Annotated in this window: 14 protein-coding genes; 13 read left to right on the top strand and 1 reads right to left on the bottom strand. The window is 74.4% G+C overall.

Annotation, left to right across the window (positions count from 1 at the left end):
- The first annotated feature begins 1 nt into the window (after position 1).
- The 5 genes from murJ to A4R25_RS09845 all read left to right on the top strand — a co-directional run bounded on the left by murJ (position 2) and on the right by A4R25_RS09845 (position 7,873).
- The gene (murJ, locus tag A4R25_RS09865) at positions 2 to 1,699 is read left to right on the top strand and encodes a murein biosynthesis integral membrane protein MurJ (protein WP_064446400.1); all 1,698 of its coding nucleotides are present in this window, start codon (positions 2 to 4) and stop codon (positions 1,697 to 1,699) included.
- Positions 1,696 to 2,829 (top strand): glycosyltransferase family 4 protein, encoded by a 1,134-nt coding sequence (locus A4R25_RS09860; protein ID WP_064446399.1) that lies wholly within the window; start codon positions 1,696 to 1,698, stop codon positions 2,827 to 2,829. The genes murJ and A4R25_RS09860 overlap by 4 nt, the downstream gene beginning before the upstream one ends.
- On the top strand, positions 2,829 to 5,237 hold the full coding sequence (locus A4R25_RS09855; RefSeq protein WP_064446398.1) for a hypothetical protein: 2,409 nt from the start codon (positions 2,829 to 2,831) through the stop codon (positions 5,235 to 5,237). Before A4R25_RS09860 ends, A4R25_RS09855 begins: the two co-directional genes overlap by 1 nt.
- Before the next feature lie 303 nt (positions 5,238 to 5,540).
- Complete coding sequence (locus A4R25_RS09850) at positions 5,541 to 7,271, top strand: CTP synthase (RefSeq protein WP_064446397.1); 1,731 nt, start codon at positions 5,541 to 5,543, stop codon at positions 7,269 to 7,271.
- Entirely contained in the window at positions 7,268 to 7,873 is a 606-nt protein-coding gene (locus A4R25_RS09845) for an NUDIX hydrolase (RefSeq protein WP_064446396.1), read from the top strand. Before A4R25_RS09850 ends, A4R25_RS09845 begins: the two co-directional genes overlap by 4 nt.
- Before the next feature lie 66 nt (positions 7,874 to 7,939).
- Here A4R25_RS09845 and A4R25_RS09840 read toward each other — a convergent pair whose 3' ends face one another.
- Positions 7,940 to 8,311, bottom strand: a complete 372-nt coding sequence (locus tag A4R25_RS09840; protein WP_082930962.1) for a TM2 domain-containing protein — start codon at positions 8,309 to 8,311, stop codon at positions 7,940 to 7,942.
- A 171-nt stretch (positions 8,312 to 8,482) separates the two neighbouring features.
- Between A4R25_RS09840 and ald the strand changes: the two genes are divergently transcribed.
- From ald to der, 8 genes are all read left to right on the top strand, one after another.
- Complete coding sequence (ald, locus tag A4R25_RS09835; protein ID WP_064446395.1) at positions 8,483 to 9,598, top strand: alanine dehydrogenase; 1,116 nt, start codon at positions 8,483 to 8,485, stop codon at positions 9,596 to 9,598.
- A gap of 11 nt (positions 9,599 to 9,609) precedes the next feature.
- A complete protein-coding gene (locus A4R25_RS09830; protein WP_064446394.1) occupies positions 9,610 to 10,581 on the top strand; it encodes a tyrosine recombinase in 972 nt (323 codons plus the stop codon).
- A 194-nt stretch (positions 10,582 to 10,775) separates the two neighbouring features.
- Positions 10,776 to 11,699 carry a ParA family protein gene (locus A4R25_RS09825; RefSeq protein ID WP_064446393.1) on the top strand — a complete coding sequence of 308 codons (924 nt, stop codon included), beginning with the start codon at positions 10,776 to 10,778 and terminating at the stop codon, positions 11,697 to 11,699.
- 41 nt (positions 11,700 to 11,740) lie between these two features.
- Complete coding sequence (locus A4R25_RS09820) at positions 11,741 to 12,808, top strand: ScpA family protein (protein WP_043324893.1); 1,068 nt, start codon at positions 11,741 to 11,743, stop codon at positions 12,806 to 12,808.
- Positions 12,809 to 12,812: 4 nt separating this feature from the next.
- A complete protein-coding gene (gene scpB / locus A4R25_RS30575) occupies positions 12,813 to 13,817 on the top strand; it encodes an SMC-Scp complex subunit ScpB (RefSeq protein ID WP_082930961.1) in 1,005 nt (334 codons plus the stop codon).
- Complete coding sequence (locus A4R25_RS09810; protein WP_043324891.1) at positions 13,804 to 14,574, top strand: pseudouridine synthase; 771 nt, start codon at positions 13,804 to 13,806, stop codon at positions 14,572 to 14,574. Before scpB ends, A4R25_RS09810 begins: the two co-directional genes overlap by 14 nt.
- Positions 14,575 to 14,744: 170 nt before the next feature.
- Positions 14,745 to 15,425: a (d)CMP kinase gene (cmk, locus tag A4R25_RS09805; protein WP_064446391.1), complete on the top strand. Its 681-nt coding sequence runs from the start codon at positions 14,745 to 14,747 to the stop codon at positions 15,423 to 15,425.
- Between the two features lie 20 nt (positions 15,426 to 15,445).
- Positions 15,446 to 16,828, top strand: a complete 1,383-nt coding sequence (der, locus tag A4R25_RS09800; protein WP_176722856.1) for a ribosome biogenesis GTPase Der — start codon at positions 15,446 to 15,448, stop codon at positions 16,826 to 16,828.
- The last annotated feature ends 28 nt before the right edge of the window (positions 16,829 to 16,856 follow it).

Here is a 16,856-nt window from a genome sequence, read left to right as displayed (position 1 = left end):
CGTGACGAAACCGGCACCTCTCGCCGCCGCCGGCCGCGTCGCCGGGGCGGCCGCCCTCATCGCCGTGCTCACCGTGGTCAGCCGGCTCGCCGGCTTCGGCCGCACCGCCGTGTTCACCTGGACGCTGTCCACCAGCGACCTCGGCGGCGCCTACCTGGTGGCCAACTACGTCCCGAACTTCATCTTCGAGATCGTCGCGGGCGGGGCGCTGGCCAGTCTCGTCGTACCGTTGCTGGCCGGCGCGGTCGAGGCCGGTGACCGGCGTGCGGTGGCCGCCACCACCGGCGCGCTGCTGACCTGGACGCTGACGCTGCTGGTGCCGCTGGCGGTCCTGGTGGCGATCTTCGCCGACCCGCTGCCGGGCCTGATCGGAGACGGTCTCAGCGAGGCGCAGCAGGCGTCCGGGGCCCGGATGCTGCGCGTCTTCGCGCCGCAGCTGCCGCTCTACGGCGTGGGCATCGTGCTCACCGGGGTGCTCCAGGCGCACCGCCGGTTCGCCTGGCCGGTGATCGCGCCGCTGCTGTCGAGCATCAGCGTGATCGGCGTCTACCTCGCCTTCACCGCGACCGAGGGGCGGCTGGCCACGATCGGCGAGGCCGGGCGCGGCGGCGAGCTGCTGCTGTCCGCCGGCACCACACTCGGCGTGGTGGTGCTCTCGCTGTCGCTGCTGATCCCGCTGCGCCGGCTGAAGCTCCGGATCCGGCCGGGCTACCGGTTCCCGGCCGACGCCCGGGCCCGGGTCGGCGGCCTGGCCGTCGCCGGGGTGGTCACCGTCGCCGCCCAGCAGATCGCCCTGGTGGTAGCGCTCAACCAGGTCACCTACGGCCGGACCGCCGACGTCGGCGTCTACAACCTCGCCCAGACCGTCTACTTCCTGCCCTGGGCGGTGCTGGCGGTTCCGCTGGCGGTGGCCGCGTACCCGACGCTCGTCGCGGCCCGGGCCACCGGCGACGAGCGCGCCTACCGGGACACGCTCGCCCCGGCGGTACGCGGCGTGGTGCTGTTCAGCCTGCTCGGCGCCGCCGCGCTCGTCGGCACCGCGATCCCGGTCGGGCACTTCTTCTTCGCCGACCCCCTGGACGCGCGTACCGCCGCGGTCGGGATCGCCGGGTTCGCGCCCGGCCTGCTCGGCTACGGCCTGTTCGCGGTCCTCACCCGCGCCCTGTACGCCCGCGGCGAGACCCGCGCGGCCACCGTCGCGACCGCGCTCGGATGGCTCAGCGTGCCCGCGTTCGCCCTCCTGTTCGCCCAGGCGCTGCCGCTGGCCGACCGGGTCCTCGCGGTGACGCTGGCGACGTCGGTCGGCATGGTGCTGCTCGGCGCGCTGCTGATCGTCGCGGTCCGGCGTGCCGCCGGCGGCGGGGCGCTCGCCGGGATCGGCCGGGCCGGCGCCGCCGGACTGCTCGCCGCCGTGGTCGCCGGAGCGGGCGGGGCGGCCGTCGCGGCGGGACTCGCCGGGCTCGGTGACGGCACCCCGACGACACCGCAGGCCCTCGCGCAGGGCATGCTGTCCGGGGTCGTGGTCGGTGTCCTGTTCCTCGCCGTCGCCTGGCTGACCGACGCCCGCGACCTGCGGCCGCTGCTCGCGACCGTGACCCGCCGGCTGCGCCGGCGACGCCCGGCCGGCGGGGACGACGGCCCGCCGGCGCAGCAGCACCCCGGCGAGCGGGGCGACGGAAAGGAGACCGTTTCCTCATGACGGACGCCTCGCCCGCACCGCGCTGGCCCGGGTCGGTGGCCCTCGTGCTCGCCTCCAGTACCGGCGGGGTCGGGCAGCACGTGCGCTCGATCGCCGGGGGACTCACCGAGGCCGGAGCGTCGGTGCTGGTGTGCGGACCGGCCGCCACCGAGGAGCAGTTCGGCTTCACCGGCGTCGGCGCCCGGTTCACCCCGGTGGAGATCCCGGCCAGCCCCACGCCGGGCGACGCGCGCGCGGTCACCGCGCTGCGCCGGGCGCTCGCGGACACACCCGTCGACGTGGTGCACGCGCACGGGCTGCGCGCCGGCCTGGTCGCGGCGCTCGCCCGCCCCACCGCGCCGCTCGTGGTCACCTGGCACAACGCGGTCCTCGCGAAAGGGCTGCGCGGCGCGGCGTCCCGGCTGGTCGAGCGGATCGTCGCCCGGTCCGTGCGGGTCGCGCTGGGCGCCTCCGCCGACCTGGTCGACCGCGCCGCCGCGCTGGGCGCCGCCGACGCGCGCCTGGCCCCGGTCGCCGCGCCCACGCTGCCGCCGCCGGGCCGCCGCCGCGCCGCCGTCCGCGCCGAGTTCGGCGTGACCGCCGACCGCCCGCTGATCCTCTCGGTGGGCCGGCTGCACCCGCAGAAACGGTACGACGTGCTCATCGACGCCGCCGCCCGCTGGCGCACCCGTACCCCCGCCCCGGTCGTGGTGATCGCCGGCAGCGGACCCGCGTACCTGCCGCTGGCCGCCCGGATCTCGGCCGCCCGCGCGCCGGTGACGCTGCTCGGGCACCGCACCGACGTGGCGGACCTGCTGGCCGGCGCCGACCTCGCCGTGGTGACCAGCGACTGGGAGGCCCGGCAGCTGTTCGCCCAGGAGGCGCTGCGGGCCGGCGTACCGCTCGTCGCGACCGCCGTCGGCGGGCTGCCGGAGCTCGTCGGCGACGGGGCCGTGCTGGTGCCGCCCGGGGACGTGGACGCCGTCGACGCGGCGGTGCGCGACCTGCTCGACGACCCCGTACGCCGGGCCGAGGTGGGCCGGCGCGGCCTGGCCCGGGCCGCGACCTGGCCCACCGAGGCGGACACCGTGGCCGCGCTCGCCGACCTCTACGCCGAGCTGACACCGCAGCACTCCGCCGGGAACCGCTGATGCTGCGCCGACTGACCCCGGTCCTGCTCACCCTGGTCGTGGTGGCGCTGGGCATCACCGCGCTGGCCGCCCGGCCGGACCGCGGCGCGGACCGGCCCGGCGCCGACTTCGTGGTCCTCGTCGGCGCGGCCGGCCTGCGCTGGGACGACGTCGACCCGGAGAACACGCCGACGCTGTGGCGGATGGCCGAGCAGGGCGCGATCGGCTCCCTGTCGGTGCGGTCCGCGCACCGGCCCACCTGCCCCGTCGACGGCTGGCTCACCCTCGGCGCCGGGAACTTCGCCGCCTGGCCGGGCGCCCGTCCGGGCGGTGGCTGCCCGGCGGCCGGCGTGACTGTGGAACGGCCCGACGGCATCGGCGCGAACCTGCCCGACCAGCCCAGCGTCGTGGCGCACAACCAGGAACAGCTCGCCTGGGGCGCCAAGCCCGGCGCGCTGGCCGAGTCGGTGCGCTGCTCGGTGGCGGTGGGGCCGGGCGCCGCCGTGGCCGCCGCCCGTCCGTTCGGCCGGGTCGACAGGTACGCGCCCACGCTGCCCGAGAACCCGGCGGAACTGCTCGGCTCCTGCGTGCTGAGCATCGTCGACGCCGGCACCGTCGACGACGACGACCCGGCCGTACGGGCCGCCCAGGCGCGGCAGGCCGACGCCCGGCTGGCCCGGGTCCTCGCCGCCCGGCCGCCGCGCTCACTGGTGCTGGTCGCGGGCGTCTCCGACACCGACAACCCGGCGCGGCTGCACGTCGCGATCGCCGACGGCCCCGGCTGGACGGGCGGCTGGCTGACCTCGCCGAGCACCGCCCGCTCCGGCTACCTGCAACTGGTCGACCTGGCCCCGACCGTGCTCGCCGTGCTCGACCGGCCGGCCCCGGAACGGGCCTTCGTCGGCCGTCCCGCGGTCACCGCCGACGACCGGCCCGACGACCTGCGGGCCGCGATCGAGGCGTCGGCCGACGCGGACCGGGAGGCCGCCGCCCAGCGGCGCGTCGCCGGCTGGTTCTTCACGCTGCTCGCCGCCGCCCAGCTGGCCCTCGCGGTAGCGGTGCTGCCGCTGCTACGCCGGGCCCGCCGCCTCGCCGGCCCGCACGGACCGGAACCGGTGTCCCGGCGCGTCGTCGCCGTGGTGGAGCTGCTGCTCATCGCCGCCGCGCTGGCCGTGCCCGCGGCGCTGCTGGCCGACGCCGTGCCCTGGTGGCGCGGCAGCCACGCCGGCGTGTGGTACGCCTCGGTGACCGCGCTGCTCGTCGTCGGCGGCACCGCCCTGGTCCGGTTCAGCCCCGGGCACGAGCGCACGCTCGGCCCGCTCGGCGCGGTCGCCGGGCTGGCCACGCTCGTGGTCGGCGTGGACGTGCTCACCGGCTCCCGGCTGCAGCTCAACGGCGTGGTCGGTTACTCCGCGCTGGAGGGCGGCCGGTACGCCGGGCTCGGCACCGTCGGGCTGGGCGTGTTCGTCGCCGGATCACTGCTGTGCGGCGGCTGGCTCGCCCAGCGGTTCCGCAAGGGCTGGCGGCCGATGGTGATGGTGGCCGTCGGCGGACTGGCAGTGGTGATCGTGGGCAGCCCGTACCTGGGCGCCGACTCGATCGGCGCGATCGCGCTCACCGCCGGCGTCAGCGTCGCCGCCGCCATCTGCACCGGCGGCTGGCTCACCGTGAGCCGGCTGGCCTGGGCCACCATGGCCGCGCTCGCGGTCACCATCGGCTTCGCCCTGGTCGACCTGGGCCGTCCCGCCGACGAGCGGGGAAGCCTGGGCCGGTTCCTGGCCGCGCTCGGCGACGGCACCGGCGGGCTCACCGTGCACCGCTCCGGCGACTCCAACATCCAGACGCTGGTGAACAGCCCGCTCACCGTGCTGGCCCTGGCCGGGGCGGCGCTGGTCTGGCTGGCGCTGCTGCAGCCGTGGGGCGGCCTGATGCGGCTGTTCGGCATCTACCCGGCGATCCGGGCCGCGATGGCCGGCACCGGCGTGGCCGTCGGGCTGGGCGGCGTGCTGGGCGGCTCGGCGCTGGACGTGGCCGGCGCGGCGGCGGCGCTCGTGGTGCCTATGGCGGCGCTGTCGGCGCTGCGGGTGCTCGACCACTCCACCGACCGTACGCTGCCCGACAGCGGCCGCCCTGGCGGCGAGACGGACGCGGTACCACCGGGCGGCCCGGACAGCCCTTCCCGAGGCGGCCCCGCTGGCGACGGCCCGCCTGACGGTGCTCCGTCGGCCGGTGACGGTGCTGGTGATGGTGGGTCGGCGGGCGACGGTCCGGCCGGTGACGGTGTGGGCGCGCCGGGGGAGGCCGGGGAGCCGGCCGGACCGGGTCGGCAGGGCCCGGCCGGCACGGAAACGCCGAACGCATCGCCCGGCGCCGGGGCGCGGGTCCCCGCACAGCCGACCCCGGCCTCCTCGGAGGTCCCCGCCGGCTGACCCGGCCCGCGCTGCCCCGCGGGCGTGCCGCCCCCCGCGCGCGCCCTCGCCAGATCGGGGAGGTGGCGGGGTCAAGGCCCTGCGGAAGGCACCACATCGGCGAAGTGGTGTCGATCAAGAGCCGGACCCGGGCCGGAAGAGCGCCGCACGAGGGCCGGCACGGGCCTCACGTGCGCCGACAGCGGGTGCGACGCCGGCTCACGGTCCGGATGGTGTTACCGTGGAATCCCGTGGATCGCGTGATCACTTGTCTGATCGGCACGGCGGTTCGCACGACCGCTACGGACGACACGGGAGCAGGCCTTGGCCCCTACAGCACGGACGACCAGGCACATTTTCGTCACCGGGGGCGTCGCCTCCTCGCTGGGTAAGGGCCTCACCGCCTCCAGCCTCGGCAGTCTGCTGACCGCGCGCGGACTGCGCGTGGTGATGCAGAAGCTCGACCCGTACCTGAACGTCGACCCCGGCACGATGAACCCGTTCCAGCACGGCGAGGTCTTCGTCACCGAGGACGGCGCCGAGACCGACCTCGACGTCGGGCACTACGAGCGGTTCCTCGACCGGGACCTCTCCGGCAAGGCGAACGTCACCACCGGCCAGATCTACTCGGCGGTGATCGCCAAGGAGCGGCGCGGGGAGTACCTCGGCGACACGGTGCAGGTCATCCCGCACATCACCAACGAGATCAAGGCCCGCATCCGCGGCATGGCCGACCCGGACGCCGACGGCCAGGTGCCCGACGTGGTGATCACCGAGGTCGGCGGCACGGTCGGCGACATCGAGTCGCTGCCGTTCCTGGAGTCGATCCGGCAGATCCGCCACGACCTGGGCCGGGACAACTGCTTCTACCTGCACGTGTCGCTGGTGCCGTACCTGGCGCCGTCGGGCGAGCTGAAGACCAAGCCGACCCAGCACTCGGTGGCGCAGCTGCGCAGCATCGGCATCCAGCCCGACGCGCTGGTGCTGCGCTGCGACCGGGAGATCCCGGACAAGGTCAAGGAGAAGCTGTCGCTGTACTGCGACGTCGACCGGGAGGCGGTCACCGCCGCCCCGGACGCGCCGAGCATTTACGACATCCCGAAGGTGCTGCACCGGGAGGGCCTCGACGCGTACGTGGTGCGCCGGCTCGGCCTGTCGTTCCGCGACGTCGACTGGACCCGCTGGGACGACCTGCTGGAGCGGGTGCACCAGCCGCGGCACACGATCACCGTCGCGCTCGTCGGCAAGTACGTCGACCTGCCCGACGCGTACCTGTCGGTGAGCGAGGCGATCCGGGCGGCCGGGTTCGGCCACCGCGCCCGGGTGAAGCTCAAGTGGGTGCCCAGCGACGACTGCGTGACGGCGGCCGGCGCGGCCGCCGCGCTGTCCGGCGTCGACGGCATCGTCATCCCCGGCGGCTTCGGCGTACGCGGCATCGAGGGCAAGGTCGGCACCGCCCGGTACGCGCGGGAGAACGGCATCCCCCTGCTCGGCCTCTGCCTCGGCCTGCAGTGCATGACCATCGAGGTGGCCCGCCACCTGGCCAACCTGGACGGGGCGAACTCCCTGGAGTTCGACGAGGAGGCCGTGCACCCGGTCATCGCCACCATGGCCGACCAGGAGGACATCGTGGCCGGCCGCGGCGACCTCGGCGGCACCATGCGGCTCGGGGCGTACCCGGCGAAGCTCGCCGAGGGGTCGATCGTCGCCGAGGCGTACGGCAGCACCGAGGTCAGCGAGCGGCACCGCCACCGGTACGAGGTGAACAACGCCTACCGGGAGCAGCTCACCAAGGCGGGGCTGACGATCTCCGGCACCTCGCCGGACGGGCGGCTCGTGGAGTTCGTCGAGCTGGACCGCAACCTGCACCCGTTCTTCGTGGCCACCCAGGCGCACCCGGAGCTCAAGAGCCGCCCCACCCGCCCGCACCCGCTGTTCGCCGCGTTCGTCGGCGCCGCCGTGGCGTACTCGCAGGCCGACCAGCTGCCGGTGGACCTGGACGGCGCGGCGAAGAAGGCCGGCCGCGGCGGCGGCGCCAAGGCCCAGGCCAAGTGAGCGGCGTCGAGCACCGGTACGAGGTGACCGCGCGCCGCCAGATCTGGTCCGGCCGGATCTTCTCGGTGGTCAGCGACGACGTCACCATGCCCGGTGGCGGCGAGGCGACCCGGGACTACGTGCGGCACGTCGGCGCGGTCGCCGTGGTGGCGCTCGACGACGCCGGTCAGGTGGTGCTGATCCGCCAGTACCGGCACCCGGTCGGCCGGCACCTGTGGGAGCTGCCCGCCGGGCTGATGGACGTCGGCGGCGAGGACCTGGCCGCCGCGGCGCTGCGGGAGCTGGCCGAGGAGGCCGACCTGACCGCGGCGCGCGTGGACGTGCTCGTGGACCTGCACAGCTCGCCCGGCTTCTCCGACGAGATGGTCCGGGTGTTCCTGGCCCGCGAGCTGGCCGAGGTGCCGGCGGAGCAGCGGCACGACCGGCACGACGAGGAGGCCGACCTCCAGGTGGTCCGCGTGGACCTGGACGAGGCGGTGCGGATGGTGCTGGCCGGTGAGATCACCAACGCGTCCTGCGTGGCCGGGCTGCTCGCCGCGGCCCGCGCCCGGGAGACCGGCTTCACCGAGCTGCGCCGGCCGGAGGCGCCGCTGCCGCGCTGATCGGGAACCGACGACGAAGGGGCCGCGCGGCGCTGTGCGCCGGGCGGCCCCTTTCCGTTGCGGTGGTCAGTCGCGCAGCGGGCGGCCCTGCCCGTCGACACCGCCGTTGACGAGGATCAGGATGCCGTCGACGAGGCCCCAGATCGCGCCGATGCCGCACGTCACGAGCGTGACGATGAGCTGGATGACACCGGTCTTGGTGTCGCCCATGTAGAACCGGCCGATGCCGAAGCCGCCGAGGAGGATCTGGAGCACACCCGCGACGACCTTGCTCTTGTCCGAGACGCCCTGCGGGTACTGCTGGTAAGGAGTGGTCATGAGCGGACACAATAGTGATCGACTCGCGTCCTGTCGGCCCCGGCACCCCGGTCGTGGAAGGATATTTACCGAACTCTGTCCTGTCGGCTGATGACGTCTCCACCGGCCAGCCTGGCCCATGCCTGACACACCGTCAGCACCAGCGGGCACCGGATGTCACAGTGTCGCCGTCCGTGGGCTTCCCACGGCTCTAGACTGCCGCCGGCGGGACCGGTGTACCGCGCCGGCAACGGAGCCGGCGCGGCGCCGCGCAGTCGGGGGTGAGCAGCCCCGGAGGAAGGTGTCTGCATCGTGAAGGTCGGAATCCCCCGCGAGGTCAAGAACCACGAGTACCGGGTGGCGATCACGCCCGCGGGCGTCAACGAGTTCACCCGCCACGGCCACGAGGTCTTCGTCGAGGCCGGCGCCGGCGTCGGCTCCAGCATCACCGACGACGAGTTCGCCGCCGCCGGTGCGAAGATCCTGGCCACCGCCGACGAGGTGTGGGACACCGCCGAGCTGGTCCTCAAGGTGAAGGAGCCGATCGCCGAGGAGTACCACCGGATGCGCGAGGGACAGGTGCTCTTCACGTACCTGCACCTGGCCGCCTCCCGCGAGTGCACCGACGCGCTGGTCGACCGCAAGGTCACCGGCATCGCGTACGAGACGGTCGAGCTGCCCGACCGGTCGCTGCCGCTGCTCGCCCCGATGTCCGAGGTGGCCGGCCGGCTCGCCCCCCAGGTGGGCGCCTTCTACATGATGCGCACCGGCGGCGGGCGGGGCGTGCTGCCCGGCGGCGTCTCCGGCGTGTACGCCGCAAAGACCGTGGTCATCGGCGCGGGCGTGTCCGGCCTCAACGCCGCCGCCATCGCGCTGGGCCTGCAGTCCGAGGTGCTGCTGCTGGACAAGAACGTGGCCCGGCTGCGCTCCGCCGACGCCATCTACCGGGGCCACCTGCAGACCGTCGCCTCAAACGCGTACGAGATCGAGCGGGCAGTGCTCGACGCGGACCTGGTCATCGGCGCGGTGCTGGTGCCCGGCGCGAAGGCCCCGAAGCTCATCTCCAACGAGCTGGTCTCCCGGATGAAGCCGGGCAGCGTGCTCGTCGACATCGCCATCGACCAGGGCGGCTGCTTCGAGGACTCGCGCCCGACCACGCACGCCGACCCGGTCTACAAGGTCCACGACTCGATCTTCTACTGCGTGGCGAACATGCCCGGCGCGGTGCCGAACACCAGCACCTACGCGCTGACCAACGTCACCCTGCCGTACGCCCTGGAACTGGCCAACCAGGGCTGGCAGGCGGCGCTGCGCAACGACCCGGCGCTGGCGCTGGGCCTGAACACCCACGCCGGCAAGGTCGTCTACGGCCCGGTCGCCGAGGCGCACGGCATGGACGTGCTGCCGCTGGACGAGGTGCTGAGCTGACCGACGCCGCCGTGCGCGCGGCCGGCGCGGAACCCGCGCCGGCCCTGCGCCGCGCGGTCCGGACGTACCTGGACCACCTCACCGTCGAGCGCGGGCTGTCCGCGAACACGCTCGCCTCGTACCGCCGGGACCTGGACCGCTACCTCGCCACCCTGGCCGCCGCCGGGGTGGACGACCTGGCCGCCGCCGGGCCCGCGCAGGTCGAGGCCCACCTGGCCCGGCTGCGCGCCGGCGACGACGACCACCCGCCGCTCGCCGTCTCCTCCGCCGCCCGCGCCGCCAGCGCGGTACGCGGCCTGCACCGCTTCGCGCTGCGCGAAGGGCTCACCGGCGCCGACCCCAGCCGCGACGTCCGCCCGCCCGCGCCGCCGCGCCGCCTGCCCCGGGCGCTGCCCGTCGACGCGGTCCTGCGGCTGCTGGAGGCCGCCGGCCCGGCCGACGGCACCGGCGACGCCGCCGCCCGCGCGCTGCGCGACCGGGCGCTGCTGGAATTCCTGTACGGCACCGGCGCGCGCATCTCCGAGGCGGTCGGCGCCGCCGTCGACGACCTCGACCTGGACGCCGGAACCGTGCTGCTGCGCGGCAAGGGCGGCCGGACCCGGCTGGTCCCGGTCGGCGGGTACGCGGCCGACGCGCTGCGCGCCTGGCTGGTCCGGGGCCGCCCGGCGCTGCTCGCGGCCGGACGCGGCACCCACGCGGTGTTCGTCAACGCCCGCGGCGGCCCGCTCACCCGGCAGGGCGCCTGGGCCGTGCTGCGCGCCGCCGCCGCCCGGGCCGGCCTGCCGGTCGACGGCCCCGACGCGGTCTCCCCGCACACGCTGCGCCACTCGTACGCCACGCACCTGCTCGACGGCGGCGCGGACGTACGCGTGGTGCAGGAACTGCTCGGCCACGCGTCGGTGACCACCACCCAGGTCTACACACTGGTCACCGTGGAACGACTGCGCGAGGTGTACGCGACAGCGCATCCGCGCGCCCGCTGAGCGCCGACGTGGCCGGCCCTGGCCGACGGGCCGCCGACACGCCGACCCGCTACCGAACGCGCTGCTGGCCGGTGGCGTACAGTCGGCATCGGCGCGGGCCTCCAGGTGCGACGGACCGGGGGTGCGCAGCGGCGCCGCGAGGGACGTCGGACGGCTCCGACGCCGGGTGGTCGTCGGGAGGGGGCAACGAGGACATGGCAGGAAACGGTGACCGTGCCGAGACCTGGACGTCGGAGCTCCGTGAGCAGCAGGCGACGCTCGGCGCCGATCTCGGCCCCGCCGACCCGGCCGCGTACACCATGCGCAAGCCGATCCCCGAACCCATGCCGACCGACCGGCACGGCCCGGCGCGGATCATCGCGATGGCCAACCAGAAGGGCGGCGTCGGCAAGACCACGACGACCATCAACCTGGGCGCGGCCCTGGCCGAGTACGGCCGCAAGGTGCTGCTCGTCGACTTCGACCCGCAGGGCGCCCTCTCCGTCGGGCTGGGCGTCAACCCGCACAACCTGGACCTGTCGGTCTACAACCTGCTGATGCAGGACGACGTCATCGCCGAGGACGTCCTGATCAAGACCGACGTGGCCGGGCTGCACCTGCTACCCGCCAACATCGACCTCTCCGCCGCCGAGATCCAGCTCGTCAACGAGGTCGCCCGGGAGATGGCCCTGGCGCGGGTGCTGCGCACCATCCGCAAGGAGTACGACTTCATCCTGATCGACTGCCAGCCCTCACTGGGCCTGCTGGCGATCAACGCGCTCACCGTCGCGCACGGCGTGCTCATCCCGCTGGAGTGCGAGTTCTTCAGCCTGCGCGGTGTCGCGCTGCTGCTGGACACCATCGACAAGGTGCGCGAGCGGCTCAACTTCGACCTGGAGCTCGAAGGCATCCTCGCCACCATGTACGACAGCCGCACCACCCACTGCCGCCAGGTGCTGCAGCGGGTGGTCGAGGCGTTCGGCGACAAGGTCTACCAGACCGTCATCACCAAGACGGTGAAGTTCCCCGAGTCCACCGTGGCCGGCGCCCCGATCACCACCCTCGACCCGGCCTCCTCCGGCGCCCGCAACTACCGGCAGCTGGCCCGGGAGGTCATCGCCGCCCAGGCGGACCGGTAGGGCGCACGCCGGCCGCCCGCCGCGTCGTCTACGGTTTCCCGGTGACCGCACCGCCCCTCGACCCGCCACACGGCGCCGGCGACCCCGCCGTAGCCGCGGAGCTGGCCGCCGAGGTCGACGGTGTGGTGCCCGCCGACGCGGGCACCGGCGAGCAGGCCAGTGGCTTCACCGTCCGGCTGGACAACTTCACCGGCCCGTTCGACCTGCTGCTCCAGCTGATCAGCAAGCACAAGCTGGACGTCACCGAGGTGGCGCTGCACAAGGTCACCGACGAGTTCATCGCGTACCTGCGGGCGATGGGCGACCAGTGGGACCTGGACGAGACCAGCGAGTTCCTGCTCGTCGCCGCCACCCTGCTCGACCTCAAGGCGGCCCGGCTGCTGCCCTCCGCCGAGGTGGAGGACGAGGAGGACCTGGCGCTGCTGGAGGCGCGGGACCTGCTGTTCGCGCGGCTGCTGCAGTACAAGGCGTACAAGGAGGCCGCCGCGCACATCGCCGAGCTGGAGGCGGTCGGCGGACGGCGCTACCCGAGGGCGGTCACGCTCGAACCCCGGTACGCCGAGGCGCTGCCCGACCTGGTGCTCGGCATCGGTCCCGAGCGGCTGCGCAAGCTCGCGGTCAAGGCGATGAGCCCGAAACCGGTGCCCGAGGTGTCCATCGCGCACGTGCACATGGTCCGGGTCAGCGTCCGCGAACACGCCGGCATCATCGCCGACCGGCTGCGCCGCGCCGGGATCGCCACGTTCTCGCTGCTCTGCGCAGACTGTGAGATGACGCTCGAGGTGGTGGCCCGGTTCCTGGCGCTGCTGGAGCTGTACCGGCAGGGCCTCGTGGCGTTCGTGCAGGAGCAGGCGCTGGAGGAGCTGACCGTTCGCTGGACCGGCCCGGTCGACGGCGAGGCCGAGCTGACCGTCGACGAGTACGCCGGCAGCCCCGAACCCACGACCACGTCCGTCCCCGCCGCACCGGCCGACGCCGCGGCTGCTCCGGCCGACGTCGGCGCCGGGGTGAGCGACGCCGCCGTGCCGGGCGACGTCGCCGCAGATGCCGCATCCGACGCCGCAGTGCCCAGCGAGACGGCGGACGAACACGCACCGACGCAGGAGTGAACGGATGAGCGACCAGGAACGCCGCGACTCCCTGGCCGACCAGGCCGCCGCATGGGTGCCCCCGTGGGAGCGTCCCGCCCCGCCCCGGCCAGCCCCGGACGATTCCGACGCACCGGCCGAGCACCCGGACCCCGACATCCCGGACACCACCGATTCCCGGGAAGCAGATCTCGACGCGACACCGGATTCCTCGGCGGATCTTGGAAGCGAAGGGCCCTCAGAGGGGCCCATTCCTTCCAAGATCGCCACGGTTCAGGGGGATCTTGGTACGGGGACGCCCCTCGGAGGGCGGGACCGTACCAAAATCTCGGGAGAGGCCGGGACGGACGACGCCGGGGGAGACGTCGGCCTGCCCGCGCGGGACGCGGCGCCGGGGGCGGGTGGGGGAGCGGGTGCTGAGGGCGTACCCGCCAAGCGGGGACGGCGGCGGGCCGCGCCGGAACCGGTGCCCGCGCCGGTCCTGGACGACGCGGAGCTGCGCGGCGCCCTGGAGGCGATCCTGCTCGTGGTGGACCAGCCGGTCAGCGAGCTGGTCCTGGCCGAGGTCCTGGAGCAGTCCCCGGAACGGGTCGGCGCGATGCTCGACGAGATCGCCGCCGGATACACCGCCGCCGGGCACGGGTTCGACCTGCGCCGGGCGGCGGGTGGCTGGCGTCTCTACACCCGGCCGGAATACGCCACCTACGTCGAGCGGTTCGTACTGGACGGGCAGTCCGTGCGGCTGACCCAGGCCGCGCTGGAGACCCTCGCCGTGGTCGCCTACCGGCAGCCGGTGACCCGTTCGCGCATCTCGGCCATCCGGGGTGTCAACTGCGACGGGGTGCTCCGTACCCTGGTGGGTCGCGGCCTGGTCGAGGAGTGCGGCACCGAAGCGGACAGCGGCGCCTACCTCTACCGGACCACCACCATGTTCCTGGAGAAGCTGGGGCTGAACTCGGTGGACGACCTGCCGCCGCTGGCCCCGTTCCTTCCCGACGACGTAGAAGAGCTTGCCGATGCGACGCGATGACCGTGCCCCGAAGCCCGACGCCCCCGTGTACGAGGGCGCCGAGCGCCTGCAGAAGGTGCTCGCCGCCGCGGGGGTGGGTTCCCGGCGCGCCTGTGAAGACCTGATCTTCCGGCGCCGGGTCACCGTGAACGGGCGGGTGGCGCAGCTCGGCGACAAGGCCGACCCGGCCCGCGACGTGATCGTCGTCGACGGGGAGCGGCTCCAGGCCGACGTCCGCCTGGTCTACGTGGCGATGAACAAGCCGCGCGGCGTGGTCACCACCATGGCTGACGAGAAGGGCCGCACCGAGCTGGCCGACTTCATCGGCGCGCGGCTGGAGCAGCGGGTCTACCACGTCGGGCGACTGGACGCCGACAGCGAGGGCCTGCTCCTGCTCACCAACGACGGCACCCTCGCGCACAAGCTCATGCACCCGTCGTACGAGGTGCTCAAGACCTACCTCGCCGAGGTGGCCGGGCCGATCCCGCGCAACCTGGGCAAGCGCCTCGCCGCCGGCGTCGAGCTGGAGGACGGGCCGGTGAAGGTCGACGGGTTCAAGCTGGTCGACACGCTCGGCAAAACCGCCCAGGTGGAGCTGACCCTGCACGAGGGGCGCAAACACATCGTCCGGCGCCTGATGGCCGAGGTGGGACACCCGGTGTCCCGCCTGATCCGTACCTCGATCGGTCCGATCAAGCTCGGCGACCTGCGCACCGGGCGGCTGCGGCGGCTGACGAACGCGGAGGTCGCCGCCCTGTTCAAGGCCGTGGGTGACTGACCCGCCGATCGGGGTACGGCTGCCGGTAGGCTTCGACGCGGTCCGCGGGCCGGCGCGTGCCGCCCGGCGGGACGCCCGCGCGGCGCGGGCATGATTGACGACAGAACCATCCGCTCAACGGCGCCCGGGAATCCGGGCGACCCGCGAGGTACGGGCTGAGGAGGACAACGGTGGAGGAGAACGTACCGGCCGGGCGATGTGTGGTCGCTGTGGACGGGCCGTCCGGTTCGGGGAAGTCCACCGTGTCGCGGCGGCTGGCCGCGGGCCTCGGCGCCCGCTACCTCGACACCGGCGCCATGTACCGGGCGCTGACCTGGGCAGTCCTGCGCTCCGGCGTGGAACTCACCGACACCGAGTCGGTGGCCAAGGTCGCCGCCGAGGCCGACCTGCGCATCGGCACCGACCCCCAGGGGTACGCCGTGACGGTCGACGGCACCGACGTGTCCACCGCCATCCGCGGCGCCGAGGTGACCGCCGCCGTGTCCGCGGTGGCCGCCGTCGCCGCCGTACGCGAGCTGCTGGTGGACCGGCAGCGGCGGGTGATCGCCGACGCGGGCCGGATCGTGGTCGAAGGCCGGGACATCGGCTCGGTGGTCGCACCGGACGCGGAGCTGAAGGTGTACCTGACCGCCTCCGAGGCGGCGCGCGCGAAGCGGCGCAGCGCCGAGGACGCCGCCGACGTCGCGGCGACCGCCGCGGACCTGGCCCGCCGGGACCGCCTCGACTCGACCCGCAAGGTCAACCCGCTGCAGCAGGCCCCCGACGCGGTGGTGCTGGACACCACCGAGCTGGGCATCGACGAGGTAGTGGCCCGCCTGCGCGAGATGCTCACGGAGCGGGGTGCCGCGTGAGCCAGGATTTCGAAGGCTGGGTGGAGCTGCGCGAGCCGGAGGTCGACTCCGGTGAGCCGGCCGGCCCGCAGCCCGTGGTGGCCGTGGTCGGCCGCCCCAACGTGGGCAAGTCCACGCTCGTCAACCGCATCATCGGCCGCCGGCAGGCGGTCGTGGAGGACATCCCCGGCGTGACCCGGGACCGCGTGCCCTACGACGCGCAGTGGAACGGCCGGGCGTTCACGGTGGTGGACACCGGCGGCTGGGAGCCCGACGCCAAGGACCGGGCCGCGGCCATCGCCGCCCAGGCCGAGACCGCGGTGGCGACCGCCGACGTGGTGCTGTTCGTGGTGGACGCCATGGTCGGCGCCACCGACGTGGACGAGGCCGCGGTGAAGATGCTGCGCCGCAGCGCCAAGCCGGTGATCCTCATCGCCAACAAGGCCGACAACACCACCATCGAGATGGAGGCGACCTCGCTGTGGTCGCTCGGCCTCGGTGAGCCGTTCCCGATCTCGGCGCTGCACGGCCGCGGCTCCGGCGACCTGCTCGACGCCATCCTCGACGCGCTGCCCGAGGCGCCCGCGATCGTGGAGAACCGGCCGCGCGGCCCACGCCGGGTGGCGCTGGTCGGCCGCCCCAACGTCGGCAAGTCCAGCCTGCTCAACCGCTTCTCCGGCGAGGAGCGGGCGGTGGTCGACTCGGTCGCCGGCACCACAGTGGACCCGGTCGACAGCCTGGTCGAGATCGGCGGCGAGACCTGGCAGCTGGTCGACACCGCCGGTCTGCGCAAGCGCGTCGGCAAGGCCAGCGGCACCGAGTACTACGCCAGCCTGCGTACCGCCTCGGCGATCGAGGCGGCCGAGGTCGCCGTGGTGCTGATCGACTCCAGCGAGGTGATCAGCGAGCAGGACCAGCGGATCCTCACCATGGTGGTCGAGTCCGGCCGGGCGCTGGTCATCGCGTTCAACAAGTGGGACCTGGTCGACGGCGACCGCCGCTACTACCTGGACAAGGAGATCGACCGCGAGCTGCGGCGCATCCCCTGGGCGATCCGGCTGAACCTGTCTGCCAAGACCGGCCGCGCCGTCGACAAGCTCGCACCCGCGCTGCGCAAGGCCCTCGCGAGCTGGGAGACGCGCATCCCGACCGCGCAGCTCAACCAGTGGCTCACCGCGCTGGTCCAGGCCACCCCGCACCCGGTACGCGGCGGACGCGCCCCGCGCATCCTGTTCGCCACCCAGGCCGGGGCGGCGCCGCCGCGCTTCGTGCTGTTCACCACCGGCCCGCTCGACGCTGGCTACCAGCGCTTCGTCGAGCGCAAGCTCCGCGAGGAGTTCGGCTTCGAGGGCAGCCCGATCGAGATCTCGGTACGCCCGCGCAAGAAGCTCGGCCCCGGCGGCCGGGGCAAGGCCCACGGCTGACGCTCTACTTGGCGCTCTTGGTGTTGTC

The sequence above is a fragment of the Micromonospora sp. NBRC 110037 genome, from assembly GCF_001652995.1.
GTDB classification, from domain to species: domain Bacteria; phylum Actinomycetota; class Actinomycetes; order Mycobacteriales; family Micromonosporaceae; genus Micromonospora; species Micromonospora chalcea.
The sequence above is the reverse complement of the archived record's forward strand: the minus strand, read 5'-3'. Positions and strand labels throughout refer to the sequence as shown.